Below are 24,330 nucleotides of genomic sequence, written 5' to 3'. Positions count from 1 at the left end.
TTGACGTGCGCCGGGTTTCAGCACTATCTACCAATTCGATCTGTTTATAGAGTTCTGGAGTCGTCCCATGTCCCGCGAAGCCGACCCGTTGAAGCACATCGGCGATACCCCGTTGATCGAGCTGACCCGGCTTGATGCCGGGCCGTGCCGATTGTTCGTGAAACTGGAAAACCAGAACCCGTCCGGCTCGATCAAGGATCGCATCGCCCTGTCGATGATCGAGGCGGCCGAGGCGGATGGACGATTGGCTCCGGGCGGACAGATTGTCGAGGCCACCGCGGGCAATACCGGCCTGGCTCTGGCCTTGCTGGCGATCCGGCGCGGCTATCGCCTGACCCTGGTCATCCCCGACAAGATGAGCCGCGAGAAGATCGCCCATTTGCGGGCGATGGGGGTCGAGGTGGTTCTGACCCGCTCCGACGTCGCCAAGGGTCATCCCGACTATTACCAGGATCTGGCCGAACGGATCGCCCGCGACAGCGGCGCCTTCTTCGCCGACCAGTTCAACAACCCGGCCAATCCCGCCGCGCATGAAACCACCACCGGCCCGGAAATCTGGGACCAGATGGACGGCAAGGTCGATGCGGTGGTCGCCGGTGTCGGCTCGGGTGGGACGCTGACCGGTCTGTCGCGCTTTTTCGCCCGCGTCTCGCCCTCCACCGACATCGTTCTGGCCGACCCCAAGGGATCGATCCTGGCCGAATACACCCGGACCGGCGAGGTCGGCACCGCCGGTTCGTGGCTGGTCGAGGGAATCGGCGAAGATTTCGTCCCGCCGGTCTCCGATCTGTCGCGGGTCCGGCACGCCTATACCATCACCGACGGCGAAAGCTTCGCGGTGGCGCGTCAGGTGCTGCGCGACGAAGGGCTGCTGATCGGCTCGTCCTCGGGTACCCTGCTGGCGGCGGCGTTGCGCTATTGCCGGGAACAGACCACGCCGAAGCGGGTGGTCAGTTTTGTCTGCGATTCCGGCAACAAGTACCTGTCCAAGATGTACAACGATTTCTGGATGGCCGATCAGGGCTTGCTGACGCGGCCGCGTCACGGCGATCTGCGCGACATCATCTCGCGCCGCCACGACGAAGGCGCGGTGGTGACGGTGGCCCCCGAGGATTCGCTGCTGGTCGCCTATCAGCGGATGAAGCTCCACGACGTCTCGCAGGTGCCGGTGCTGGCGGGTGACCGTTGCGTCGGCTTACTCGACGAATCCGACGTCCTGATCGCACTCGGCGAATGGTCGGCCGGATTCAACCTGCCGGTCCGGGTGGCGATGACCGGCAATATCGAAACGGTCGGCATCGACACTCCACCGGAACGACTTCTCCCCCTGTTCGATCGGGGTTGGGTCGCCATCGTCGTCGATGGCGAGCGGTTCCTTGGCCTGATCACCCGGATCGACCTGCTTAACCATTTGCGGCGGAAAGTAGCAGCATGACCCAACACGGTATTTCCACCCTCTCCGTTCATGCCGGCCCCGGCCCCGATCCAGCCACCGGGGCGGTGATGGTGCCGATCTACGCCTCATCGACCTTTGCCCAAAGTGCCCCTGGCGTTCATTCCGGCTGGGAATATGCCCGTAGCGGCAACCCCACCCGCGCCGCCTTCGAGCAAGCGGTGGCCCAGTTGGAAGGCGGCGGCTTCGGCTTTGCCTTCGCCTCGGGTCTGGCGGCCGAGACGACGATTCTCGACCTGCTCGACCAGGGCGGCCACATCGTCGCCGGTGACGATCTTTACGGCGGGTCGTGGCGACTGTTCCAGCGGGTGCGCAGCCGCACCTCAGGGCTGACCGTCACCTTTGTCGATCCGACCGACCCCGCCGCGATTGAGGCGGCGATCCGGCCCGAGACGAAGCTGATCTGGATCGAGACTCCCAGCAATCCGTTGCTGAAGGTCGCCGATCTGGCCGCGATAGCCGCCATCGGCCGCAAGGCCGGGGTGCTGACCGTCGCGGATTCGACCTTCGCCTCGCCGGTGGTGCAGCGGCCGCTCGATCTGGGCTTCGACATCGTGGTTCATTCGGCGACCAAGTATCTGAACGGCCATTCCGACATCATCGCCGGAATCGTCATCGTCCGGGATGCCGATCTGGCCGCGAAGCTGGGCTTTCTCCAAAACGCCACCGGGGCGATTCTCGACCCGTTCGCCGCCTTCCTGGCGTTGCGCGGACTGAAAACACTGGCCTTGCGGGTCGGGCGACATTCCTCGAACGCTCTGGCGATTGCCCGCGCCTTCGAACACCATCCCAAACTGACCCGGCTGATCTATCCCGGTCTGGCCAGCCACCCCCAACATGCGGTCGCGGCGCGGCAGATGAACGGGTTCGGCGGCATGGTGACGCTGGTCCTGAACAGCGACGAAGCGGGGGTGACCCGCTTTCTGACCGGGCTGTCCCTGTTCACCCTGGCCGAAAGCCTGGGCGGCGTCGAAAGTCTGGTCGGCCACCCCTCCAGCATGAGCCACGGCTCGATCCCGCCCGAACGCCGCGAGGCGCTGGGCATTACCCCGCACGTGGTGCGCCTGTCGGTCGGGATCGAGGACGAAGCCGACCTGATCGCCGACATCGCCCAGGCGCTGGAGCGGGTTTAAGCGCGAACGCCCGGCACTTCTTGCCGGATCGGCGGGAGCGGGTGGCAGTCACTGCCGCCCGCCTCCTCCTCCCGATCGCGCAAACCTATATAAATCAAAAGGATAGGCACCTCCGCCCACTGGCGCACGGATTGCTTGTTGTCTGGAAAGAGTCCGCTCCTTCGGAGACCCTGACATGAGCACGACCGGAACCGCCGCCCTGCCCTCTTCGCTCGCGACCCTGCTGAGCAAATACGGCAACACCACCGCCAACTCGACCGAGGATTCGTCGTCGCACAGCGCGCCGAAGCCTACCGGCGGACGATTGGGCGCCGATCCGGCCTTCACCCTGTCGCTCAGCACCCAGGACACCAGCGCGGCCCTGGTCGGCTATAACCGGCTGGCCCAACTGGGCGACAAATTCGAGACCGAGGTATCGAAGCTCGAAACCGCCCCGGACACCAAGACGGCGGCATCGACGATAACGGTGACCGTGTCCCAACTGGCCCAGGCGCAAAGCGTCGCCACCAGCCCGATCGGCAATCCGGACAAGGCATCGCTGGGCACCGGCACGCTGACGATCCAGACCGGCACCTTCAATCCCGACACCAACGCCTTTACCGCCGGGTCCAGCGCCCAGGCGGTGTCGATTCCGATCACGGGCGGCACGCTGAACGACATCGCCACGTCAATTAATGCCGCCAAGGCCGGAGTGACCGCCCAAGTGGTCGAGGAAGGCGGCGGCTATGCCCTGCACCTGACCTCGTCCGCGACCGGGGCCAGCAACGCCTTTACCATTTCCGGTCTGTCCGACCTGACCTACGCCCCCGCCAACCCCAACGATTCGGCCCTGGTCACGGTGACCGAGGCCCAGGATGCCCATTTCTCGGTTGGCGGCAAGGATTACACCTCGGCCACCAACAGCAATGTCCCGGTCGCGATCGGGACCCGGACCAATTTCACCGCAATCGGAACCCAGACCGTCGCAACCTCGAGCGCCAGCGATCAGGTCCAGTCGCTCGCCAACACCTTCAACGCGATGCAAAAGGCGATCGTTTCCCTGACCTCGAAAGATGGCGGGCTGGACAAGGATGCCAATCTTGCCGCCGGTCTGTTCAAAAATCTGGGCGATGCGGCGACGGCGACCGTCGATACCGCAGGCCCGTTCAAATCGCTGGCCGACATCGGGGTGACGCTTCAATCCGACGGCACCCTGAAAATCGACCCGACCAAACTGGACGCGGCGATCACCCAGGATCCCGACGGGGTGCAGGCCCTGGTCAATCAGATCGCCAGCACCATCGACGATACCGTCAAGCCCTATACCGGCTCGTCGGGCAGCCTCAAATCCCAGGTCAATCTGCTGAGTACGATGGTCGCGCGCGGCGGCCCCAGCCTGCTCGATTATCTGAACGGCACCGCCGATACCCAGAGCCAGTCGAGCAGCCAAAACGGTCTGGCCTCCCTGCTGGGCGGCAACAGCGCGAGCAGCGGAACGGCGGGGCAAAACAATCTCGCCTCTTACCTCAGCAGCAGCAATGCGACCAACCCCGACCTGTCGGCGCTGTTTTCCTAAAGCGTTTGACCTATCCCCTCGGCCGTGGCCGCAATGGCCGCCGCCGACCTAGGGACTATACCTATTCTGCCGTTTCTGAACCGGAAGTGACGCCGAGATTCATCTCTGGTTCATCATTAGAGGACGACACTCCGACTCATGTTCCAGCATGAGGATGGACCTTCGTCATGAAGAAATACGACTCGCTGTCTCGACTACTCCATTTATTCCTGGCCGCAGGTATTACCACGCAGATGTTTGTCAGTCTGGTGATGATTACACCGAAGCCGGGCAGAATTCCCAATAACTGGTATTCGGTTCATGAAACTCTCGGTATCGTCCTGTTCGCAATTCTGGTGGTCTATTGGCTGCGCGCGGTGCTGAAGACTATCCGCACCGGCGATCCCCTGATGCTGTTTCCCTGGTTCTCGGCCGCCCGTCTTGGCGCGCTGGGCAAGGATATCGGCGCGACCCTGGCCGATGCGGTCCGCTTCCGCCTGCCCCCCGACGGCGATGACATCCGGCCGCTGCCTGCCGCGATCCAGGGCCTTGGCCTGCTGATCGGTCTGTTCCTCGGCCTGACCGGAACCGTGCTGGCGCTGACCATCACCCCCGGCGTGGCCCTGTCGCCGATTCTGCACGACATCAAAGAGCTTCACGAAGCCTTTGGTCCGCTGATGTGGGGGTATCTGGCAATTCACCCGACGCTGGCGATCATTCACCATTTGGCCGGGCACAAGACCCTGAACCAGATGTTCGGCCGCGAGGTCTGATCGTTCGAACGCGGGAGCGGGGCGAGGACTCTCCCCGTTCCCGCCGCGACGAAAGCGGGGCTATTTGCCCGGATTGCGGCTGGTGGCGTAGACGCCGCGCTGCTCTGGCACCGGCTTGAACTTATCCGAGATGCCCAGCACCGTCTCGGCCCCGCCGAGATAGAGATAGCCGTCGTCCGACATCACCCGGTCGATATTGTCGAGCACGCGGCTCTTGGTCGGCTGGTCGAAATAGATCAACACGTTGCGACAGAACACGACGTCGAACTGGCCGAGCGGCTTCAGATCGTGGAGCAGATTGTATTCGCGGAACTGGACCATCGCCCGGATCGCCGGGTCGATCTGCCACATGTCGGCGGTCTTCTTGAAATATTTGACCAGCAACTGGATCGGCAGGCCACGCTGGACTTCGAATTGCGAATACAGCCCGGCCTTGGCCTTCTCCAGCATCTCGTTCGAGAGGTCGGTGCCGACGATCTCGATCTTCCACCCCGCCAGCCGAGCACCCTCTTCCTTCAGGATCATCGCCAGACTATAGGCTTCCTGACCCGACGAGCAGGCCGCCGACCAGATACGGAAGGATTTGCGGGCGGCCCGCAGCTCCAGCATCTTGGGCAGGACCAAGGTGCGGAACTGGTCGAACGGCTTGATGTCGCGGAAAAAGAACGATTCGTTGGTGGTCATCGCCTCGGTGATCTCGCGCAGGAGATCCTCGCCGGCCGAGCGCAGGCCACTCATCAATTCGTCCAGACCTTTAAGGCCGCGCTTGCGCGCCACCGGGGTCAGGCGGCTTTCGAGCAGATAGGATTTGTCGGGCGTGATGATCAGACCCGACCGGTCCTTCAGCAATTTGGCGACGTATTCGAATTCATCGGGCCGCATCGTTCTAGCGCCTCGCCGCCTGCTTCATGATCCACGGAGCGATCTCGGGCAAGGGCAGCACCGCCGAGCAAACGCCCGCCGTCGCCACCGCTCCCGGCATCCCCCACACCACCGAACTGGGTTCGTCCTGGGCGATCACCGTACCGCCCGAGGCCACCACCGCCTGACCGCCCTTCAATCCGTCCGACCCCATCCCGGTCAGGATGCAGGTCATCACCCGTCGGCCATAGGCGGCGGCAATGCTGCGCAGCATCGGATCGACCGAGGGACGGCAGAAATTCTCGGGCGGGTTCTTGTTCAGCCGCACGATCTTCTCGGTCCCCCGGACCTCGACCACCATGTGGAAGTCGCCCGGCGCGATATAGACCCGGCCCGAGCGCACCACTTCGCCATCCTGGCCCTCGCGCGCCTCCCACCCCGACACGCGCGAGATATGCTCGGCCAGGATCATGGTGAAGGTCGCGGGCATATGCTGGGTGATCAGGATCGGCTGGGTCACCGTTCCGGCCCGCATCGTGCCGAGCAGGGTGAACAGCGCTTGCGGCCCGCCGGTCGACGAGCCGATCGCGATCACGTCAAAGGACTCGATCGCGGCGGTCCGCAGCGTCACCGTGGAGGAGGGATGGATCTGAACCCGGGGCGGAGCGCCAGTCGAAGCCGGGCGCGGCACCGCCGCCGCACCGGTGGCGGCAGGACGGGGGGGACGGTTGGCGCTGCGCTGCCGGGCCTGGCCCAGCGCGCGGATCTTGCTTAAAAGCTCGGTGCGGAAATCGGCCCCGCCCGCCAGTTCGCGCGTCGCGGTCGGCTTGGGGATGTAATCGGCCGCCCCCATCTCGAGCGCCCGCAACGAGACGCTGGCCCCCTTCATCGTCAGGGTCGATTGCATGATGATCTTGAGGCCGGGATCGGCCTGGAGCAGCTTGGGCAGCGCGGTCAGCCCATCCATCACCGGCATTTCGATATCGAGCAAAACGACATCGACCGCGACGCGCTCCAGGGTCGAGAGGGCCATCTGGCCGTTGCCGACCGAGGCGACGATTTCGATGTCGGTCTCGGCTTCGAGAATACGGGTCACCAGACCGCGCACCACCGCCGAATCATCGACCAGCATGACCCGGATCGGGTCTGAGGCGGAAGCGGCCATGGGGGGGACAGGGGGCATTGCGTTGCTTCCAGCGGCCTAGAGAAGACCGACCTGGGAGAATTTAGCCTGAAGAATCTCGCTGTCGAAAGGTTTCATGATGTATTCGTTCGCCCCTGCGGTAATCGCTTCCTGGATGTGCTCGATATCGTTTTCGGTGGTGCAGAACACCACCACCGGATGATCGCCACCGGGCAGATTGCGTAATTGTCGAAGGAAGTCGATTCCGTTCATCACCGGCATGTTCCAATCGAGCAGCACTGCATCGGGCATCGCGCGCTTGCAGGCTTCGAGCGCCACCAGACCGTCTTCGGCCTCTTCGGTGGAGAAGCTCATCTCGTGCAGGATTTTCCGGGCCACCATGCGGATGACCTTGGAATCATCGACGATCAGACAGGACTTCATGCCCAAGCTTTCCTCCGATGGCGAACCACGCCCCCGATCCGCGGACCGGGTTGTCTCGATGGTCACACGAACGCATCATTACGGACGGAGCCGCCCGATCTATTCGTTACGGGTAAAGTCCAACAGCTTGGCGACGTCGAGCACCACCAGCAGCTTATCCTCCAATCGATAGATTCCGATCGAGAATTCGCGCCAGTGCAAATCGAGCGTCGGCGGATTGCGTTCGAACTTCGCCGCGGGCAATGACAGAACCTCGCCGACCGAATCGACCATCAGCGAGTACAATTCGCCGCCCATATCGACGACGACGCTCATCCCCTTCTTGTCCTCGACCCGTTTGGGCAGGCCGAGGCGAAGCCGGACATCGATCGCGGTGACGATCCGGCCGCGCAGATTGAGGCTGCCCGCGATCTCGCGCGGTGCCAGCGGAATGCGGGTGATCTTCTGCGGCCCCAGCACGTCTTGCACCGTCAGCACCGGGATGCCGAACAGCTGCCCCTCGATGAACATGGTGACGAAATCCTGGGTCTCGGGAGCGACGAGATCCGTGGACGGGCGTTTCCCCGCGGGGACGATCTGCTGGGTCATGCGGCACCTTTGGCGGTGGCGATGGTCGAGGCCAGGGACTGCAACAGCGCATCGCGGTCGAATTTAGCGATGTAGTCGTTGAAGCCGACCTGCCGTCCCCGTTCGAAATCCTTTTCGGTCGCGTGCGATGACAACGCCACCAGCGGCACGTTGGCCCAGCGTGGGTCGGAGCGGACCGCGTCGGCGAAGTCGAACCCGCTCATCCCCGGCATCTCGATGTCGCTGATGATCGCGTCGAACTCGTTGCCCTGTTCGCGCAGCGCCAGGGCGCGGTCGGCCCCTTCGACCGCGATCACCTCATATCCGGCGACCGACAGCAGCGGGGTCAGCAGATTGCGGAAGAACGGCGAGTCATCGACCAGCAGGATGCGAGGCTGATGGACGTCCAGCGTCCCGAATTCCTTGTCGTTGCGACCGAACCAATCGCCGAAAGCCTGGGGCAGATAATAACCGGCATCGATGATCGTGGTCGCCTTGCCCGCGATCACGGCGGTCCCGATCACGCCGGTTGCCCCGGCGCTGAGTTCGACCTTGAGGCGATCCTCGACGATATCGACAATCTCATCGACCACCAGCCCCATCGTGTGTTCGCGATCCGAGAAGACCAGCACCGGCTGGCGGCCCTCGTCGCGGAAGCTGGTCGAGCCGTCGATCGAGACCAGCGGCATCAATTGGCCGCGATACTGGACCATCGGCTTGCCGTGGCTGTGCTCGATATCCTTGACGTCGAGTTCTTCGAGGCGGGCGACCAGGGCCAGCGGCACCGCCTTGAGATCGTCGCCCCCGGCGCGGAACACCAGCAACGAGGTCTTGGCGTCGGCGTGGGCTTCGCGCGGCAATTGGGTCTCGGCGGTCTGGGCGTTGGTGACCATCCCGGATTCGCCGGGGGCGCTGCCCGCGATGCCGTTGGGGTCGAGGATCATGATCACCGAACCGTCGCCCAGGATGGTATTGCCCGAGAACATCGAGATGTTGCGCAGGATCGGAGCGACCGGCTTGACGACGATTTCCTCGGTATCGAACACCCGATCGACGATGATGCCGAAGGTGTAGGTGCCGACCTGAGTGACGACGATAAAGGTTTCCTGCCGCTCTTCGGTATCGTCGGCGAGGCAGAGCAACCGCTTCAGCGACACCAGCGGCAGCAACCGGTCGCGCAGCCGGAGAACCGGCGCGCTGTTGATCATCTCGATCCCATGCTCGGAATTGGCGGTGACCCGAACCAGTTCCAGCACGCTGATCTGGGGGATCGCGAACCGTTCGACCGCGCATTCGACGATCAGGGCGGACACGATCGCCAGCGTCAGCGGGATTTTGATGATGAAGGTCGAGCCCTTGCCGGGCTGGCTCTTCAATTCGACGGTGCCGCCGATCCGCTCGATGTTGGTGCGGACGACGTCCATTCCGACGCCGCGGCCCGACACGCTGGTGACCTTTTCGGCGGTCGAGAACCCGGCCTTGAAGATGTATTGGTAAATCTGCTGGGAGGTCATCGTCTCCAGCTCGGACTCGGTGGCCAGTCCGTTCTGCACCGCCTTCTGCTTGATGCGGTCGAGGTTCAGTCCGCGCCCGTCGTCGGAAATCTCGATGATGATGTGACCGCCCTCGTGGAAGGCGTTCAGCACGATCTTGCCGACCTCGGACTTACCGTTCCGCTTGCGCTCGTCCGGGCCTTCCAGCCCGTGATCGGCCGAGTTGCGGACCATATGGGTCAGCGGATCCTTGATCAGTTCCAGCACCTGACGGTCGAGTTCGGTCTCGGCCCCCAGCATCTGGAGGTCGATCTTCTTGTTCATTTCGACCGCAAGGTCGCGGACGATGCGGGGCAGCTTGGCCCAGGCATTGCCGATCGGCTGCATCCTGGTCTTCATCACCCCTTCCTGAAGGTCGGTGGTGATGTGGGACAGGCGCTGCAACGGCGTCGCAAATTCGCTGTCGTCCTTGCCGCGGACCATCTGGAGGAGCTGGTTGCGGGTCAGCACCAGTTCGGACACCAGGGTCATCAGATTTTCGAGCAGATCGACGTTGACGCGGATGGTCTGGGCGGCGACGGCGGATTCCTTGGCCTCGCCCAGCGGAACCGGCGCGGCGGCGGCGGCAGGCTGCGCCGCGGTCGCGGGCAGATTGACATGAGCCGGTTCGGGCTCGGGCTCGTGCACCGGTTCGGGATGGTAGGCCGGGGCGGGAGCCGGAGCCGCCTCGAACACCGGCTCGGGGTCCGGCTCGGGCGCGGCCTCGAACACCGGGGCGGCGGGCGGCGGCGGTGGGGGAGGCGGCGGCGCGGCGGCGGCACCAGCCGACACGGTCCGACCTTCGGCCATATCGTTCAACCGGGCGATCAGCGCGCTGTCGTCGCCTTCGGGTTCGACTTCGTTTTGTTCAAGGTGCGAGAGGATTGATTTGATGCAATCGATTGATTGCAAAATCAGGGTCACCGCATCGGGAGTGACTTCCAGTTCGCCGTCGCGGAACTTGCCCAGCACGTTTTCGCCAGCGTGGGCGACATGCTCGAGTCGGGGCAGACCAAGAAAACCGCAGGTACCCTTGATCGTATGAACCAAACGGAAGATGTTGCCGAGGATCTTGGGATCGTTCGGGTTCTGCTCCAAGGTCACCAGGGCGACATCGAGTACGGAAAGGCTTTCCGATGTCTCGGTCAGGAATTCGCTGAGGAGATCATCCATGGTCGACTCCAGTAGGGTCCTCGCGGGCACTGGCCTCAAGGGCACCGAATCCTCCCGCCTCCCGGATGGAATCGCGAAAGGCAGCTCGGATTAGTCATAACACGGTCGGGATGGCTCTGGAAGAACCGTCTCAACCCTCCGATGGCAATAAAACCGTTTGCGCAACGAAGTCGATGGCGGCGGTTTCATGCCTTTATCCATCCGCCATCAACCTGATCTTCGACGACGAGCGAACTGTGTGCTCGCGCCGCCAATCTCGATACCCAACAGGCCAGGACGACCCGAGGTCCAATCGGTCCGCCCGCCCCGCCCAGGGCCACCCGGCTGTCCGGATCGAGCCGGGCCGACGGGCCGTGAAACCCGACCGCCAACCCCAGAGACCCGCCCGGCGGAACCGCCTCGATCTCGACCGAAAGCCGCCCGCCGCGCGGCAGGGACTCCCGCGCCACCATCGCCAAAGCCAGCACCAGCCGCACCGTCTCGCCCGCCAAATCGGGCCGACCCGAATGCCAGATCAGATCCAGCCGGACCGCCGCCGACGCCCCGGCCTCCAGATAGGCCTGGAGCAGGGCGCGCACATCCTCTTCGGGCCGAGGCCCCCCGGCACCCCCCAAGGCCACACGCAGCAGTCGCAATCGCGACACAGCGCCAGCGGCGGTGGAGGCCACCAAACCGGCTGTCTCGGGATCGGGATCGTCGCCGAGCAATTCCGCTCCCGACGCCACCGCCCCCAGGGGACCGGCCAAATCGTGGCACAATCGGGCGCACAACATTTCGGTCAATTCGAGATCGTTTAACACCGCCCCGCACCTCGACCGATCAGCGCCGAACAATCGCCACAGCCTCAAGATGGGCAGACCAAGGGAACTGGTCAATAGGCATAATTCGGATAAGGGTCCATCCGCCGTCAATCAGCACCCGCAAATCGCGCGCCAGCGTCGCCGGATTGCACGAAACCATCGACGCCAGACCCGGCCCCTTGCGGGGATCGGCGAGGCGGGCCAGCTCGGCGACCTGGGCCGCCGCCCCGGCGCGGGGCGGGTCGAGCACCACGGCGCGGTACGGCGCCAAGTCGGCCGGACCGAGCGGACGGCGGGCCAGATCGCGGATTTCGGTGGTCACCGCCAGACCGGCCGCCCGCGCCGCCGCTCCCAGCGACTCAAGCGGTGCCGCCTCGCCCTCGACGGCATGGACCGCGCCCAGCCGCGCCAGCGGCAGGGTGAAGCTGCCGCATCCGGCATATAGATCGGCGATCGGGCCGCCCGCCTCGGCCAACGCCTCGACCACCCGCTCGGCGATCGTGCGCTCGCCCTCGGGGCTGGGTTGCAGGAACGCGCCGGGCGGCGGTTCGACCGCCACGCCGCCGAAGCGGACCAAAGCGGGGCGGCGACAGGCGATCGGCTCGGCAAAGCCGGTACCGGGACGGCGCCAGTGCAGCCGGGCCAGATCGGCGGTTTCGGCGAAGCGGGCCAGACTCTCGCGCCCGAACAGGTCCAGCCGGGCCTCGCCCTCGATCAACAGATCGGGACCGCCCTCGGTGAGCGTCACGGTGGCGTCGCCGCTGCCATCCTTAACCATTTCGCCCAGCATCCGCCGCACCGGCCCCAGCAAGGCCACCAGGGCCGGATCAAGCAGCGGACAGGACTCAAGGTCGATCACGGCGTGGCTGGCCCGCGCGTTGAAGCCCAGCACCGCCTCGCCCCGCCGGACGCTCCAGGCGAACACGGCGCGGCGGCGGGTGCCGGGCGGCACCGACACCAGCGGCGCCATCGTCTCGTCGCCGATCCCGGCGCGGGCAAGATGAAGCGACAGCAGCCCGGACTTCCACGCCGCATGGGCCGCGGCGTCGAGATGCTGGAGCGCGCAGCCGCCGCAGCGGCCGAAATGCGGACAGACGGGATCGGCCCGACCCGGTCCGGGGTTTTGCACCTCGACCAAAGCGGCGGTCAGTCCGTCGCCGCGCCGCCCTTCGATCCGGGCCAGGACGCGGTCGCCCGCGACGGTGAAGGAGACGAACACGACGTTGCCTTCGAACCGGGCGACACCGTCGCCCTGCGCGCCCACCTGTTCGATCTCCAGCTCGACCAGACGGGGCGAAACCTGACGCTGGGCGGGGGCACGGGAACGGCGGGCGGGTTTTCTCAAGACAAAGGCTCTCCCGGAGAAGCGACGACGGCAATCGGCTCGACGCTGTCGACGATCGTAAACACGCGGTCCAGGCGGGCCAGGCGCAGCACGCGCAGGACCGGCGCGCTGGGGGCCGCCAGAATGAAACGGGTGCCGTTGTCGCGTGCGCCCTGATAGGCCTCGACCAGCCCGGCGATCCCGGAACTGTCGATATAACCCACTCCGGACAGATCGACCATGATGTCGCGCCGCTCGAAGGTTCGTTCCAGCAGCGCCTTGCGCAGGGCCGGACTGCAACTGAGATCGACGTCACCGTCGAGGACGAGTACGGCCATTTCGTTGTGCAGGGTGGAGGTGATGTTCATGACGCTCCGATCCGCTTGACCATTTCCAACAGATTGCCGACCCCCGCTGGCGGCGGCCGGAACCCGACCTTGTCCATCACCGACCGCATCAGATGGGTGCCGAGCCCGCCCGGACGCACGTCTTCGAGCGAGCGCGAAACGATCTTATCCGGATCGACCGGGGCGGCGAAATCCATCAGTTGGATTACAATATCGTCACCCTCACGGGCGACGTGCAGGACAATGTCGCCTTCGCCCCCTTTATAAGCATGGCGGATGATGTTTTGACACGCCTCATCGACCGCCAGCACGCAGGCTTCGACCGCTCCGGCCGCCGCTCCCAGCCCGGCGACGGCGACGGCGACGGCGGAGCGAATCGCCGCCAGCGCCTCGGGCCGGGCGGGAAACATCCGCTGCGCCGGGCCGGAGGGGGGGCGAAGACGGTCCTCGACCACCATCAAGGTGACGTCGTCGCCCAGGCTCACCGCGCCGCCCAGCGCATGCAGAACGGTCTCCAGCCGCTCCGCCGCGGGCATCGCGGCAAAGGCGGCGAGCAGCCCCAGCACCCCTTCGGCCCCCAGCATCACGCCGCCGACCAGCCCGCGCGCCTCGGTCAGCCCGTCGGTAAACAGGTACAGCGCGCCGCCGTCGAGATCGACGACGGTCTCGGGCACGCCGTTGTCGAACAAGCGGGGGTCGATTCCCAGCGGCGGCATTCCCTCGGCGATCTCGACGAAGCCGCCGCGATGATAGAGCACCGGCGGCTCGTGCCCGGCATTGGCCAGCACCACCCGGCCCCGTGCGGGGTCGAGCAAACCGGCGATCATCGTGACAAAGGTCCCAACCAGCCGGGTTTCGTGCAATTCGGACTCGATCGCCGCCAACACCCGGCCGGGACCGGCCTCGCGCTTGACCAGACAGCGGAACAGGCTGGCGATGCGGGCCATCAGCAGAGCCGCCTTCATCCCCTTGCCCGAGACGTCGCCGATGGCAAACGCGATCCGCCCATCGGGCAGAGGCACGATCTCGTAGAAATCACCCGACACCCGGCGGGCAGGCCGATTGATTCCGTGCACCGGCGAGTCCGCCCCCTGGGGCGGCGGCAGCATCGCCCGCTGAATCTCGGCGGCAAGGTCGAGATCGCGCTGCATCGCCTCTTGCTCGGTCAGTTCGGCCAGCAGACGGGCATTGATCATCGCCAGCGCCGCCGAGGCGGCCAGCGCCTGCAACAGCCCCAGATCGGATTCCGAAAAGGGCTGGCCGCCCCGCTTGTTGAACAGCTCGATCGCCCCCAGCCGTTCGGCCCCCGCCGTCAGCGGCGCGCACAGGATCGAGCGGGTGACGAAGCCGGTGGCGTCATCGACGGTGGGGGCGAAATCGGGATCGCGGCCGGTATCGGCCACCCGTTGCGGCCAGTTGCTGTCGATGGTACGCCAGACGATCCCGGTACCGGGAGCCAGCCGCAGCCCGACGACATTGACCGGCCCGACCGCGGCGCGGCAGTGCAGCGAGCCGTCGGATTCAAGCAAAAACAGCGATCCGGCCTCGGCTTCCAGCCGCTCGACCGCGCGGACCAGACCCAGCCGCAACGTCGCCAGGACATCCTGCGAGCGGGCGAAAGCCGCCATCATCTCGGCGATCAGATCGAGATGGCGGGACGGGCCGTCCGCGACGGCTCCGGGCGGGTCTGGCGGCATCATCCCCCCATCATGCCGCGACTGGGGCGAACAGGCGAAGAGGCTTCTGTACATCGGGCGCAGAAAAGCCCACAAAACCACTCCCCAGGCGGGGGGACTTCGTGCTTTATTGGCACCCTTTCACCGCCCAGGCCCATGGGAAACTGATGCAGAGCTTGAACACCTACCGCGCCGGACCGGACGAGCGTGGTCATTTCGGCATCTTCGGCGGCCGCTATGTCGCCGAGACGCTGATGCCGCTGATCCTCGACGTCGAACGCTCCTATGCCGCCGCCAAGGCCGACCCGGCCTTCGAGGCGGAATTCCGCCAATTGCTGGCCCAGTATGTCGGACGCCCCAACCCGCTTTATCACGCCCGTCGGCTGACCGAAGCGTTCGGCGGCGCCAAGATCTTCCTGAAGCGCGAGGATCTCAACCATACCGGCGCGCACAAGATCAACAATTGTATCGGCCAGATCCTGCTGGCACGACGGATGGGCAAGAAGCGGATCATCGCCGAGACCGGCGCCGGTCAGCACGGCGTCGCCACCGCCACCGTCTGCGCCTTGTTCGGGATGGATTGCGTCATTTATATGGGCGCGACCGACATCGAGCGGCAGCAGCCCAACGTCTACCGCATGAAGCTGCTGGGGGCCGAAGTCCGCCCGGTGCAGTCCGGCGCGGCGACGCTGAAGGACGCGATGAACGACGCCCTGCGCGATTGGGTCACCAACGTCCACGACACCTATTATCTGATCGGCACGGTGGCCGGGCCGCATCCCTATCCGGCGATGGTCCGCGACTTCCAGTCGGTGATCGGCGATGAAGTCCGCGCCCAGATCCTGGCTCAAGAAGGTCGGCTGCCGGATTCGCTGGTCGCCTGCATCGGCGGCGGCTCGAACGCGATGGGGCTGTTCCACCCCTTCCTCGACGAAACCGGGGTACGGATCATCGGCGTCGAAGCCGCCGGTCACGGCCTCGACAAGGCCCATGCCGCCAGCCTGAGCGGCGGCCGCCCCGGCGTGCTGCACGGCAACCGCACCTATCTGCTTCAGGACAATGACGGCCAGATCGCCGAGGCCCATTCGATTTCGGCCGGTCTCGATTATCCCGGCATCGGCCCGGAACATGCCTGGCTGCATGAAACCGGTCGGGTCGAGTATGTCTCGGTCACCGATACCGAGGCGGTCGAGGCGTTCCAGCGCTGCACCCGGCTGGAAGGGATCATCCCCGCGCTGGAATCCAGTCACGCCATCGCCTATGCCGGCAAGATCGCCGCCAGCCTGCCCGCCGACCATCTGATGGTCATCAGCCTGTCCGGGCGCGGCGACAAGGACGTCGCCACCATCGCCCGCGCGCTGGGTGACATCCATCTGGGGGGATTGGTGTGATGAGCCGTATCGAAACGCGTTTCCAGGATCTGAAGGCAGAGGGCCGTGCCGCCCTGGTCACCTTCATCACCGCGGGCGATCCCGACATTGCCACCTGCCAGAGCATCCTCGACCGGCTACCCGCCGCAGGCGCGGATCTGATCGAACTGGGAATGCCCTTCACCGATCCGATGGCCGACGGCCCGTCGATCCAGCTGGCGGCACAACGGGCGCTGGCCGCCGGGGCGTCGTTGGCTGCCACCCTTGAGATGGTCGCCGCCTTCCGCAAAACCGACAACAGCACCCCGATCGTGCTGATGGGCTATTACAACCCGATCCACACCTGGGGGGCCGAGCGTTTTGCCGTCGATGCGGCGCGGGCCGGGGTCGATGGGCTGGTCATCGTCGATCTGCCGCCCGAGGAAGCCGACGAACTGGTGCCGCATCTGCGCGCCGTCGGGCTCGACTTCATCGTTCTGACCACGCCGACCACCGACGATGTCCGGCTGCCCGCCGTGCTCGCCAATGCGTCGGGCTTCGTCTATTACGTCTCGATCGCGGGCGTCACCGGCACGGCGTCGGCGTCGGAAAGCGCGATCGAAGAGGCGGTGAGCCGCATCCGCCGCCACACCAGCCTTCCGATCTGCGTCGGCTTTGGCATCCGCACCCCTGCCCAAGCCGCCGGAGTCGCCCGGCTGGCCGAAGGCGCGGTGGTCGGATCGGCTATCGTCCAGGCGATCGCCGACACGATCGGAACTCCCGCAACGGTCACCGCGCCGCTGGCGCTGGTCGAGGAACTTGCCGCCGGCGTCCGCGCCGCACGGCGGTAACGCACTTAGAGAAGGGCCCTGTCGATGAACTGGCTGACCAACTTCGTCCGCCCCAAATTCCAGCGTCTGGTCGCGCCGCGCGAAGTGCCGGAAAACCTGTGGCACCGCTGCACCATTTGCGGCCACATGGTGTTCCACCGCGATCTTGAAGCGGCGCTGAACGTGTGTCCGCATTGCGGCCACCACCTGCGCCTCAAGGTCAAGGCGCGGCTTCAGATGCTGTTCGACGACGGATTGTACCAGCGCATCGAACTGCCGAAGGTCGCCGACGATCCCTTGAAGTTCAAGGATCAGAAAAAGTACATCGACCGTCTGAAGGACGCCCGGACCAAGACCGGCGAGATTGATGCGATTATCGTCGCCCATGGCCGGATGGGCGGTCAGGCGGTGGTGGTCGCCGCGTTCAATTTCGATTTCCAGGGCGGGTCGATGGGCGTTGCCGTCGGCGAGGGTCTGGTCGCCGCCGCCGAACTGGCGGTGGTCCAGGATGCCGCCCTGATCGTGATCCCCGCGTCGGGCGGGGCGCGGATGCAGGAAGGCATCTTGTCGTTGATGCAGATGGCCCGCTCGACCGTCGCGGTCGATAAGGTCAAGGAAAAGCGGCTGCCCTATATCGTGCTGCTGACCGATCCCACCACCGGCGGCGTCTCGGCCAGCTTCGCGATGCTGGGCGATATCGCGATTGCCGAACCGGGCGCGGTGATCGGCTTTGCCGGAGCCCGCGTGATCGAGACGACGATCCGCGAGAAGCTGCCCGAAGGCTTCCAGAAGGCGGAATACCTGCTGGAACATGGCATGGTCGATATGGTGGTGCCCCGGCGCAACCTGCGCGACACGATGGTCCGGGTGATCTCGCTGCTGCGTAACCGCACCCCGGCCGCGCCGGTGGTGCCGCTGCCGATCGACGCTCCCGACCCCGAGGTCGCCGGAGCGTGATTTCGGCGGTCCTTGACCGTCTCGGCCGCCTGCACCCCTCGATCATCGACCTGTCGCTGGATCGGGTGCGGCGGCTGCTGACGGCGGTGGGCGATCCCCACCGGCGGCTGCCGCCGGTGGTTCACGTCGCCGGGACCAACGGCAAGGGCTCGACCATCGCCACCCTGCGCGCCCTGGCCGAGGCCTCGGGCCTTCGCGTCCACGTCTATACTTCGCCGCATCTGGTCCGGTTCGCCGAGCGGATCCGAATCGCCGGAACCTTGCCCGACGACGAGACGCTGGAGGCGCTGCTCGAAGAGGTCGAAGCCGCCAACGCCGAAAACAGCATCACCTTTTTCGAAGCGACCACCATCGCCGCTTTGCTGGCCTTCGCCCGCTCTCCGGCCGATCTCTGCCTGCTCGAAACCGGGATGGGGGGACGGCTCGACGCCACCAACGTCATCGACCGCCCGGCGCTGACCGTGATCACCCCGATCGCGCTCGACCATCAAAGCTATCTGGGCGACACCCTGGCCGCGATCGCCGGGGAAAAAGCGGGTATCTTAAAGCCCGGCGTTCCCTGCATCCTGGCCGCGCAGCCCGACGAGGCGCGCGCCGTGATCGAGGCCCGCGCCGCCGCGCTGGGGGTGCCGCTGATCGTCGAAGGGCACGACTTTTCCGCCACCTCCGCCCCCGACGGCTCGCTGCTGTACACTGGCCGGTCCGGCCCGGTCTCGCTGCCCGCGCCCATCCTGCCCGGCGCGTTCCAGCGCCAGAACGCCGCCGTGGCGCTGGCCGCCGCCGAATATCTGGCCCGGACCGCCCGGCCGGCGCTCCTGCCCGGCTTCGACCGCGACCGCCTTGCCGCCGGACTGGGTCGGGTGGCGTGGCCAGCCCGAATGCAACGCTTGCCTGCCGGGGCGCTGGTCGATCATTTACCGTCTGACTGGGAGATCTGGCTCGACGGCGGGCACAATCCTCATGCCGCCGCCGCGCTGGCATGCCACCTCGAGTCATGGCGCGACCGCCCGCTCGGCGCGGTGATCGGGTTGCTCTCGACCAAGGATGCCGATGGCATCCTTGGGCCGCTGGCCCCCCGCATCGCCCAGTTGCGCACCGTCACCATTCCGGGCGAGCCGTTATCGCTGTCGGCTGAAGACACGCTGGCCGCCGCCCGCCGTGCCGGATTTAGTCAGGCCGAAACCGCCCCTTCGGTCGCGGCGGCGCTGGACGATCTGGCCGCCCGCCTGCCCGGCCCCGCCCGTATCCTGATCTGCGGTTCGCTCTATCTGGCCGGGACCGTGCTGGCCGAAAACGGCGCGGCGTAACCCGTCGGTCGTGAAAAAGTCCTTCGGCCTTTGGCCTCAGTGTACTTTTCCCCGGTTCAAAAAGAATCCCCGTGCTCAATCAAGCTTTCCGCGCGGGGATGGATTTGCTTCCCTCCGAGGCCGATGGGCGACGCCCACGGCTTCGGAGGCTGGTGAAACAGACAACACGAAAAATGGGCGCTGGGCCGCCCCTAGCCCATTTTTCTCCTTTTAATCCAACGGGAAAAAGTACACCGAGCGACAGCGAGGGACTTTTTCACGGGAGACTAACCCCCCCGCCGTTATCGCAACCGGCTGCGCTGCAACAAAATCCGACTGTCGGCGACGGCCTTACGGCTGGCGGACAGGGAGGCGTCGAAATTGGTCCCAGCCTGTCGGGCCGAATCCTCAGCCATTTTTGCCGAATCCGCCGCCATTTTGGTCGAGTCCGCGACCATCTCCCTGGCCTTCAGAACGGCCCCACGAAACCTTGGCATCGACGGCGCTCCGGTATCGAGTGAAGGGATATCCCCCACAGGCCCTGACGGAAAGCTGCCGTGTCGATGGGGTCCGCCCACGAAACCCGGCGTCATCGGCTGTCCGTGCCGATGACGATACGCCCTTCTCTGCCGGACCGGGCCTAGAACTTGGTGAGGATCACGTAAAAAGCGGCGACGACCGCGACGAAAGTTACCCCAAAGACGAGAATCGGAGAGAGCGTCCTTCTGTCTGCCTGATTCCGTTCCCCCTTGGGCAGTCCAAAATGACGATGAAAGCTCATTTTCCCTCCATTGACTGACGGATCGGTCCGATTGGTCTTCACCCCGCCCCGTTCGGCGCATAACGGGGAAATTTGTTGGTGGGGACGGCGGGACTTGAACCCGCAAGGCCGAAGCCGGACGATTTTAAGTCGTCAGTGTTTACCATTTCACCACGTCCCCGCGCGGCCTTCCGCGCTTGCATCTTTTCGCCTGAATGCAGACCTGTCAATCGCCTCTCGGCGTCAGTCGCGCGCCGCCGCAATCCACTCCGCCAGCGCGGGCCACGCCAGCACGGCATCGCGATAGGCGGCGGCGACCGGCCCGAGCGGCAGGTGGTAGGTGGCAAAGCGGGTGACCACCGGGGCATACATCGCGTCGGCGATGGTGAAGCGGCCGAACAGAAACGGACCGTCCGCGCCGAAATGGCCGCGGCACGCGCTCCACAGCGCATCGACCCGGGCGATTTCGGCCAGCAACTCGGGACTGGGCTCGGCCAGGGCCTCGTCGAGCAGAACATCCATCGGGCATTGCTGGCGCAGGACGGGAAAGCCCGCATGCATCTCGGCCGCAACCGAGCGGGCGACGGCGCGGGCGGACCGCTCGTCGGGCCACAATCCGGCGGCAGGGAAGCATTCGGCCAGATACTCGCAGATCGCCAGCGAATCCCACACCAGATGGCCGTCGTCGATCAGCACCGGCACCTTGCCCGCCGCCGACCATTTCAGGATCTCGGCCTTGGTGCCGGGCTGGCGCAAGGCGATCTCGACCTCCTCGAACGGCGCCCCGGTCGCTTTCAGCGCCAGCCAGGGCCGCAGCGACCACGACGAAAACCGCTTGGTTCCGATCACCAGAATCAGGGTCATGCCGACATCCTCCCGCAGAATCAGGCCCGCTCACTGTCGCATCGTCGCCAAAGCGCATCCAGCCCTCTTTTCAGCGGACGGCGTCTCGGCCATCCTGGGGAACGGACATGACGGTTGGCGGGAGAGGCACGGTGACGGAACACCTGATCGAGCAGGATACGGAGACGAAACCGGTGGCGCTGGTCCCCCTGACCAAGACGCAGTTGGGGCCATGGCTGGATTCCCATGACTCGGCCCGGACCTGGGTCGAGGCGGTCGGCTTTTCCGCCGAGGCCGGATCGCTGTGCCTGCTCCCCGGACCGGACGGGGGATTGGCCGCCGCGCTGGCCGGGCTGGCCGATCCCGCCGAAGACCCGTGGAGTCTGGCCGCCCTGCCCGCCCGGCTGCCGCCGGGGCGCTATCGGCTCGATCCCGAACCGGACACGCCGCGCGCCGCGTCATGGGCGGCGTTGGGCTGGACCCTGGCGGGCTATAGCTTCGACCGCTACAAAAGCGCCCCGCGCCGCGATGGTCCCGATCTGGTCTGGCCAAGCTTGGCCGATCGCGGCTGGGTCGCCCGTTGCGCCGAGGCGACCCGGCTGGTCCGCGATCTGGTCAACCTGCCCGCCGCCGATCTCGGTCCGGCCGAGCTGGCCGGAGCGTCCGAAGCCCTGGCGGCGCGGTTCGGCGCCACCTGCCGCACCATCGTCGGCGACGGGCTGCTGGCCGAAAATTACCCGGCGGTTTATACCGTCGGCCGCGCCGCATCGACCGCCCGGCGGCCGCGCCTGATCGACCTGACCTGGGGCGATCCCGAGGCACCGCGCGTCACCCTGGTCGGCAAGGGAGTCTGCTTCGACAGCGGCGGACTGGACTTGAAGCCGTCTTCCTCGATGAAGCTGATGAAGAAGGATATGGGGGGCGCCGCCCACGTCCTGGGCCTCGCCCTGATGATCATGGACGCGAAGCTGCCGGTGCGGCTGCGGGTGCTGATCCCGGCGGTCGAGAACGCGGTCTCGGCCGAGGCGATGCGCCCGCTCGACGTGCTGACCACCCGCAAGGGGCTGACCGTCGAGATCGGCAACACCGACGCCGAGGGGCGGCTGATCCTCGCCGACGCCCTGACCGAGGCGGCGGGCGACGCGCCCGAAATGTTGATCGACATCGCCACCCTGACCGGGGCGGCCCGGACCGCGCTGGGACCAGACCTGCCCGCTTTGTTCAGCAACGACGACCGGCTGGCCGAGGACATCCTCGCCGCCGGACGGGCCGAGGCCGACCCGCTGTGGCGGCTGCCGCTGCACGCGCCTTATCGCCGCCTGCTCGACAGCAAGGTCGCCGACATCGCCAGCGTTTCGGACGGCCCCTATGCCGGGGCGATCACCGCGGCCCTGTTCCTCCAGGAATTCGTCGGGCCGGGCCTCGCCTGGGCTCACCTCGACGTGATGGCCTGGAACGGCGCGGCCCGGCCCGGCCGCCCCGAAGGTGGCGAAGCCCTGGCTCTGCGCGCTCTGTTCGCGGTGATCGCCGCCCGGTATCCCGCCCGAAGCGATACCGACGCCGGTTAGGTCACTATTTGTTTCCGTCCGGCGGCACAAGCGGGCAAGATGAAATCGGTCGTTGCCGAGTTGAACCGGCTCGGCTAGAATATTTCGTCGCCGCAACGATTATTGGGCCCAAGATGAGTGTGGAACTCAAGGCCGTACAGGCTCTTGATCTTTGGCGTGGAGCCATCGTCGAGAGCGTTCGCCGCGATGCCCCGGATTTGTCGGCGCGGCAGATGGCTCTGTTGCTGACCGTCTATCTGATCCCGCCGCCGCACACGGTGCGGGGGCTGGCGGCTCATCTCAACGTCTCGAAACCGGCGATCACCCGCGCGCTTGACCGGCTGACCGAATACGGCCTGATCAAGCGCAAGGTCGATGACCACGACCGCCGCTCGGTGCTGATCCAGCGCACCGTCAAGGGCTCGGTGTTCCTGCGCGAATTCGGCGACATCATCGCCACCGCCGCCAGCGCGGCCGAAGCGGGCACCGCCAACCCGAAAGGGGACGCCGTCTGACATGACAGAAGAAGACGGCCTGAAGCCGATCAATGACAGCGACATGGATTCCCTGTTCGTCCTGCCGCTGTCGATCATCCCGCTCCAGACTCCGGCCCTGCAAGCGGCACGGCTGATCAAGAACGTCCGTCTTCGCAGCGTCGTCGAAATCTTTTCGGACATCCAGACCGGATCGGGCCAGATCGAGGTCGAGGCCCTGCCCGCGATGTTCAGTTGGCCAGCCGATCAGGTTCATCCCGACCTGATGATCCTGCGCCGCCTCGCTTTGCTACCCAGCTACGACGTTTACTCGTTGCGGATTTCGCTGCGCGAGCACGGGATCATGGTCAACGATTATGCCGCGCTGAAACTGTCGCCGGAAAAAGCGGCCGAGCTGACCCGCTACATGGTGATGTTCACCCGCCCGCTGATGAAGATGATCTATTCGGGCGAGGACGTGAATTTCGAAAGCTACGACGATCTGTTGCGGCTGTTCCGCGATCCCGACGTCAAGAAGGCCCGCGTCCGCCTCGAATCGATGGCGAAAAGCCTCAATATCGAGGTGTTCGACGTCCCCCGCTTCCTGGAAGATTACGGCGACACCTTCATGTCGCTCAGTTACTTCCGTCATTGCCTCGACCGGCTAGAGCCCTATTTCACCGCCTGCGTCCGTGCATTGGCTCCGATCCGCAGCCACTTTCAGTTGAAGCAAAACGTCAATCTGATGAAGACCTGCGATATGGTCGAAGAAGTCATCAACTCGATGAGCGCGACAATCACCGGGCGCCTTGAAGTCTTCGAGAAACGCACCCGTGAAATGTGGGAAAACATCAGTCAGGAAGAATTTCGCGCGATCCGCACCATGGTCGAGCGCTATCACATCACCATCGGGGCTGCCCTGTGTGGCCTGACCGTTATCATGAGTTCCTTTGCCCGAATGTTCCCCCGCCCCAATTCCGGCGGACCGATCAAGCGGGCCGACTTCATCATGACTGAAATGATCCAGGGGATCGAACTGATCCGAGACGTCGAAAAGCGCTATATGGGCACTTGACCCGCTTTCCTCTGTCGCCTGGGGTGGCGTTGACATCGCCACCGCCCGCCTTTATTGTGCATCGCAATACCAATTTTCGTCGGGCGACACCGGATCACGGGCCGCCGGGCGGGTCTGCGAGGTCGTGTCGAATATGAAGATCCTGGTCGCGGTCAAACGGGTGGTCGATTACAACGTCAAGGTCCGGGTGAAATCGGACAAAAGCGGGGTCGAGACCGCCAACATCAAATTCAGCATGAATCCGTTTGACGAGATCGCGGTCGAGGAGGCGGTGCGGCTGAAGGAAGCGGGAATCGCGACCGAAATCGTCGCGGTTTCGGTCGGGCCGCAGACGGCGACCGAGACGTTGCGGACCGCGCTGGCGATGGGGGCCGACCGCGGCATCCTGGTCCAGACCGACGCCGAAATCCAGCCGCTGGCGGTGGCGAAGATTCTGAAGCGTCTCGCCGACACCGAACAGCCGGGTCTGA

Annotated in this window: 23 protein-coding genes and 1 tRNA gene; 12 read left to right on the top strand and 12 right to left on the bottom strand. The window is 65.4% G+C overall.

What is annotated here, in order from left to right; genetic code table 11:
* The first annotated feature begins 67 nt into the window (after positions 1–67).
* The 4 genes from BLW40_RS15785 (at position 68) to BLW40_RS15770 (ending at position 4,893) form a co-directional block, all read left to right on the top strand.
* On the top strand, positions 68–1,435 hold the full coding sequence (locus BLW40_RS15785; RefSeq protein WP_074770283.1) for a pyridoxal-phosphate dependent enzyme: 1,368 nt from the start codon (positions 68–70) through the stop codon (positions 1,433–1,435).
* Positions 1,432–2,586, top strand: coding sequence for a trans-sulfuration enzyme family protein (locus tag BLW40_RS15780; protein WP_074770281.1), 1,155 nt, complete (start codon positions 1,432–1,434; stop codon positions 2,584–2,586). The genes BLW40_RS15785 and BLW40_RS15780 overlap by 4 nt, the downstream gene beginning before the upstream one ends.
* Before the next feature lie 175 nt (positions 2,587–2,761).
* Positions 2,762–4,141: a flagellar filament capping protein FliD gene (gene fliD, locus BLW40_RS15775; RefSeq protein WP_083386827.1), complete on the top strand. Its 1,380-nt coding sequence runs from the start codon at positions 2,762–2,764 to the stop codon at positions 4,139–4,141.
* Positions 4,142–4,308: 167 nt separating this feature from the next.
* Positions 4,309–4,893: a cytochrome b/b6 domain-containing protein gene (locus tag BLW40_RS15770; RefSeq protein WP_074770279.1), complete on the top strand. Its 585-nt coding sequence runs from the start codon at positions 4,309–4,311 to the stop codon at positions 4,891–4,893.
* A 60-nt stretch (positions 4,894–4,953) separates the two neighbouring features.
* Here the strand turns inward: BLW40_RS15770 and BLW40_RS15765 are convergent, their stop codons facing one another.
* The 9 genes from BLW40_RS15765 to BLW40_RS15725 form a co-directional block, all read right to left on the bottom strand.
* Positions 4,954–5,775 (bottom strand): CheR family methyltransferase, encoded by an 822-nt coding sequence (locus tag BLW40_RS15765; RefSeq protein ID WP_074770277.1) that lies wholly within the window; start codon positions 5,773–5,775, stop codon positions 4,954–4,956.
* Between the two features lie 4 nt (positions 5,776–5,779).
* A complete protein-coding gene (locus tag BLW40_RS15760; RefSeq protein ID WP_074770275.1) occupies positions 5,780–6,919 on the bottom strand; it encodes a protein-glutamate methylesterase/protein-glutamine glutaminase in 1,140 nt (379 codons plus the stop codon).
* A 36-nt stretch (positions 6,920–6,955) separates the two neighbouring features.
* A complete protein-coding gene (locus BLW40_RS15755; protein ID WP_074770273.1) occupies positions 6,956–7,321 on the bottom strand; it encodes a response regulator in 366 nt (121 codons plus the stop codon).
* 99 nt (positions 7,322–7,420) lie between these two features.
* Positions 7,421–7,909 (bottom strand): chemotaxis protein CheW, encoded by a 489-nt coding sequence (locus BLW40_RS15750; RefSeq protein WP_074770271.1) that lies wholly within the window; start codon positions 7,907–7,909, stop codon positions 7,421–7,423.
* Positions 7,906–10,593 carry a hybrid sensor histidine kinase/response regulator gene (locus tag BLW40_RS15745; RefSeq protein ID WP_074770269.1) on the bottom strand — a complete coding sequence of 896 codons (2,688 nt, stop codon included), beginning with the start codon at positions 10,591–10,593 and terminating at the stop codon, positions 7,906–7,908. Before BLW40_RS15745 ends, BLW40_RS15750 begins: the two co-directional genes overlap by 4 nt.
* Before the next feature lie 185 nt (positions 10,594–10,778).
* Positions 10,779–11,393 (bottom strand): histidine phosphotransferase family protein, encoded by a 615-nt coding sequence (locus BLW40_RS15740; RefSeq protein ID WP_074770267.1) that lies wholly within the window; start codon positions 11,391–11,393, stop codon positions 10,779–10,781.
* A gap of 19 nt (positions 11,394–11,412) precedes the next feature.
* The gene (locus BLW40_RS15735; protein ID WP_074770265.1) at positions 11,413–12,738 is read right to left on the bottom strand and encodes a class I SAM-dependent RNA methyltransferase; all 1,326 of its coding nucleotides are present in this window, start codon (positions 12,736–12,738) and stop codon (positions 11,413–11,415) included.
* Positions 12,735–13,085: an STAS domain-containing protein gene (locus BLW40_RS15730; RefSeq protein WP_074770263.1), complete on the bottom strand. Its 351-nt coding sequence runs from the start codon at positions 13,083–13,085 to the stop codon at positions 12,735–12,737. Before BLW40_RS15730 ends, BLW40_RS15735 begins: the two co-directional genes overlap by 4 nt.
* Positions 13,082–14,764, bottom strand: coding sequence for an ATP-binding SpoIIE family protein phosphatase (locus BLW40_RS15725; protein ID WP_244511228.1), 1,683 nt, complete (start codon positions 14,762–14,764; stop codon positions 13,082–13,084). Before BLW40_RS15725 ends, BLW40_RS15730 begins: the two co-directional genes overlap by 4 nt.
* Before the next feature lie 143 nt (positions 14,765–14,907).
* Between BLW40_RS15725 and trpB the strand changes: the two genes are divergently transcribed.
* From trpB to BLW40_RS15705, 4 genes are read left to right on the top strand one after another with little or no spacing between them, the layout of a single operon-like run.
* Complete coding sequence (gene trpB, locus BLW40_RS15720; RefSeq protein WP_074770261.1) at positions 14,908–16,131, top strand: tryptophan synthase subunit beta; 1,224 nt, start codon at positions 14,908–14,910, stop codon at positions 16,129–16,131.
* On the top strand, positions 16,131–16,940 hold the full coding sequence (trpA, locus tag BLW40_RS15715; protein ID WP_074770259.1) for a tryptophan synthase subunit alpha: 810 nt from the start codon (positions 16,131–16,133) through the stop codon (positions 16,938–16,940). Before trpB ends, trpA begins: the two co-directional genes overlap by 1 nt.
* 24 nt (positions 16,941–16,964) lie before the next feature.
* A complete protein-coding gene (gene accD, locus BLW40_RS15710) occupies positions 16,965–17,876 on the top strand; it encodes an acetyl-CoA carboxylase, carboxyltransferase subunit beta (protein ID WP_074770257.1) in 912 nt (303 codons plus the stop codon).
* The gene (locus BLW40_RS15705) at positions 17,873–19,183 is read left to right on the top strand and encodes a bifunctional folylpolyglutamate synthase/dihydrofolate synthase (protein ID WP_074770255.1); all 1,311 of its coding nucleotides are present in this window, start codon (positions 17,873–17,875) and stop codon (positions 19,181–19,183) included. The genes accD and BLW40_RS15705 overlap by 4 nt, the downstream gene beginning before the upstream one ends.
* A 281-nt stretch (positions 19,184–19,464) precedes the next feature.
* Here the strand turns inward: BLW40_RS15705 and BLW40_RS17495 are convergent, their stop codons facing one another.
* The 3 genes from BLW40_RS17495 to BLW40_RS15695 all read right to left on the bottom strand — a co-directional run bounded on the left by BLW40_RS17495 (position 19,465) and on the right by BLW40_RS15695 (position 20,786).
* Positions 19,465–19,659: a hypothetical protein gene (locus BLW40_RS17495; protein ID WP_139305630.1), complete on the bottom strand. Its 195-nt coding sequence runs from the start codon at positions 19,657–19,659 to the stop codon at positions 19,465–19,467.
* Positions 19,660–20,019: 360 nt separating this feature from the next.
* Positions 20,020–20,103 (bottom strand) — tRNA-Leu (locus BLW40_RS15700).
* A gap of 62 nt (positions 20,104–20,165) precedes the next feature.
* Complete coding sequence (locus BLW40_RS15695; protein ID WP_074770253.1) at positions 20,166–20,786, bottom strand: glutathione S-transferase family protein; 621 nt, start codon at positions 20,784–20,786, stop codon at positions 20,166–20,168.
* 131 nt (positions 20,787–20,917) lie between these two features.
* Between BLW40_RS15695 and BLW40_RS15690 the strand changes: the two genes are divergently transcribed.
* From BLW40_RS15690 to BLW40_RS15675, 4 genes are all read left to right on the top strand, one after another.
* Positions 20,918–22,333, top strand: coding sequence for a leucyl aminopeptidase family protein (locus BLW40_RS15690; RefSeq protein ID WP_074770337.1), 1,416 nt, complete (start codon positions 20,918–20,920; stop codon positions 22,331–22,333).
* A 113-nt stretch (positions 22,334–22,446) separates the two neighbouring features.
* Positions 22,447–22,827 (top strand): MarR family winged helix-turn-helix transcriptional regulator, encoded by a 381-nt coding sequence (locus BLW40_RS15685; RefSeq protein ID WP_074770251.1) that lies wholly within the window; start codon positions 22,447–22,449, stop codon positions 22,825–22,827.
* Position 22,828: 1 nt separating this feature from the next.
* A complete protein-coding gene (locus tag BLW40_RS15680; protein WP_074770249.1) occupies positions 22,829–23,860 on the top strand; it encodes a hypothetical protein in 1,032 nt (343 codons plus the stop codon).
* A gap of 133 nt (positions 23,861–23,993) precedes the next feature.
* The coding region (locus BLW40_RS15675; protein WP_425283722.1) for an electron transfer flavoprotein subunit beta/FixA family protein at positions 23,994–24,330 on the top strand (337 nt) is incomplete at its 3' end.

It is taken from the genome of Magnetospirillum fulvum (assembly GCF_900108475.1).
Lineage (GTDB): Bacteria > Pseudomonadota > Alphaproteobacteria > Rhodospirillales > Magnetospirillaceae > Phaeospirillum > Phaeospirillum fulvum_A.
The sequence above is the reverse complement of the archived record's forward strand: the minus strand, read 5'-3'. Positions and strand labels throughout refer to the sequence as shown.

Excerpts from the sequence above, each read along its gene's own strand:
- BLW40_RS15785 (WP_074770283.1), top strand. The coding sequence starts at position 68 with ATGTCCCGCGAAGCCGACCCGTTGAAGCACATCGGCGATACCCCGTTG.
- BLW40_RS15780 (WP_074770281.1), top strand. The coding sequence starts at position 1,432 with ATGACCCAACACGGTATTTCCACCCTCTCCGTTCATGCCGGCCCCGGC.
- fliD (WP_083386827.1), top strand. The coding sequence starts at position 2,762 with ATGAGCACGACCGGAACCGCCGCCCTGCCCTCTTCGCTCGCGACCCTG.
- BLW40_RS15770 (WP_074770279.1), top strand. The coding sequence starts at position 4,309 with ATGAAGAAATACGACTCGCTGTCTCGACTACTCCATTTATTCCTGGCC.
- BLW40_RS15765 (WP_074770277.1), bottom strand. The coding sequence starts at position 5,775 with ATGCGGCCCGATGAATTCGAATACGTCGCCAAATTGCTGAAGGACCGG.
- BLW40_RS15760 (WP_074770275.1), bottom strand. The coding sequence starts at position 6,919 with ATGGCCGCTTCCGCCTCAGACCCGATCCGGGTCATGCTGGTCGATGAT.
- BLW40_RS15755 (WP_074770273.1), bottom strand. The coding sequence starts at position 7,321 with ATGAAGTCCTGTCTGATCGTCGATGATTCCAAGGTCATCCGCATGGTG.
- BLW40_RS15750 (WP_074770271.1), bottom strand. The coding sequence starts at position 7,909 with ATGACCCAGCAGATCGTCCCCGCGGGGAAACGCCCGTCCACGGATCTC.
- BLW40_RS15745 (WP_074770269.1), bottom strand. The coding sequence starts at position 10,593 with ATGGATGATCTCCTCAGCGAATTCCTGACCGAGACATCGGAAAGCCTT.
- BLW40_RS15730 (WP_074770263.1), bottom strand. The coding sequence starts at position 13,085 with ATGAACATCACCTCCACCCTGCACAACGAAATGGCCGTACTCGTCCTC.
- BLW40_RS15725 (WP_244511228.1), bottom strand. The coding sequence starts at position 14,764 with ATGATGCCGCCAGACCCGCCCGGAGCCGTCGCGGACGGCCCGTCCCGC.
- trpB (WP_074770261.1), top strand. The coding sequence starts at position 14,908 with ATGCAGAGCTTGAACACCTACCGCGCCGGACCGGACGAGCGTGGTCAT.
- trpA (WP_074770259.1), top strand. The coding sequence starts at position 16,131 with ATGAGCCGTATCGAAACGCGTTTCCAGGATCTGAAGGCAGAGGGCCGT.
- accD (WP_074770257.1), top strand. The coding sequence starts at position 16,965 with ATGAACTGGCTGACCAACTTCGTCCGCCCCAAATTCCAGCGTCTGGTC.
- BLW40_RS17495 (WP_139305630.1), bottom strand. The coding sequence starts at position 19,659 with ATGCCAAGGTTTCGTGGGGCCGTTCTGAAGGCCAGGGAGATGGTCGCG.
- BLW40_RS15695 (WP_074770253.1), bottom strand. The coding sequence starts at position 20,786 with ATGACCCTGATTCTGGTGATCGGAACCAAGCGGTTTTCGTCGTGGTCG.
- BLW40_RS15685 (WP_074770251.1), top strand. The coding sequence starts at position 22,447 with ATGAGTGTGGAACTCAAGGCCGTACAGGCTCTTGATCTTTGGCGTGGA.
- BLW40_RS15680 (WP_074770249.1), top strand. The coding sequence starts at position 22,829 with ATGACAGAAGAAGACGGCCTGAAGCCGATCAATGACAGCGACATGGAT.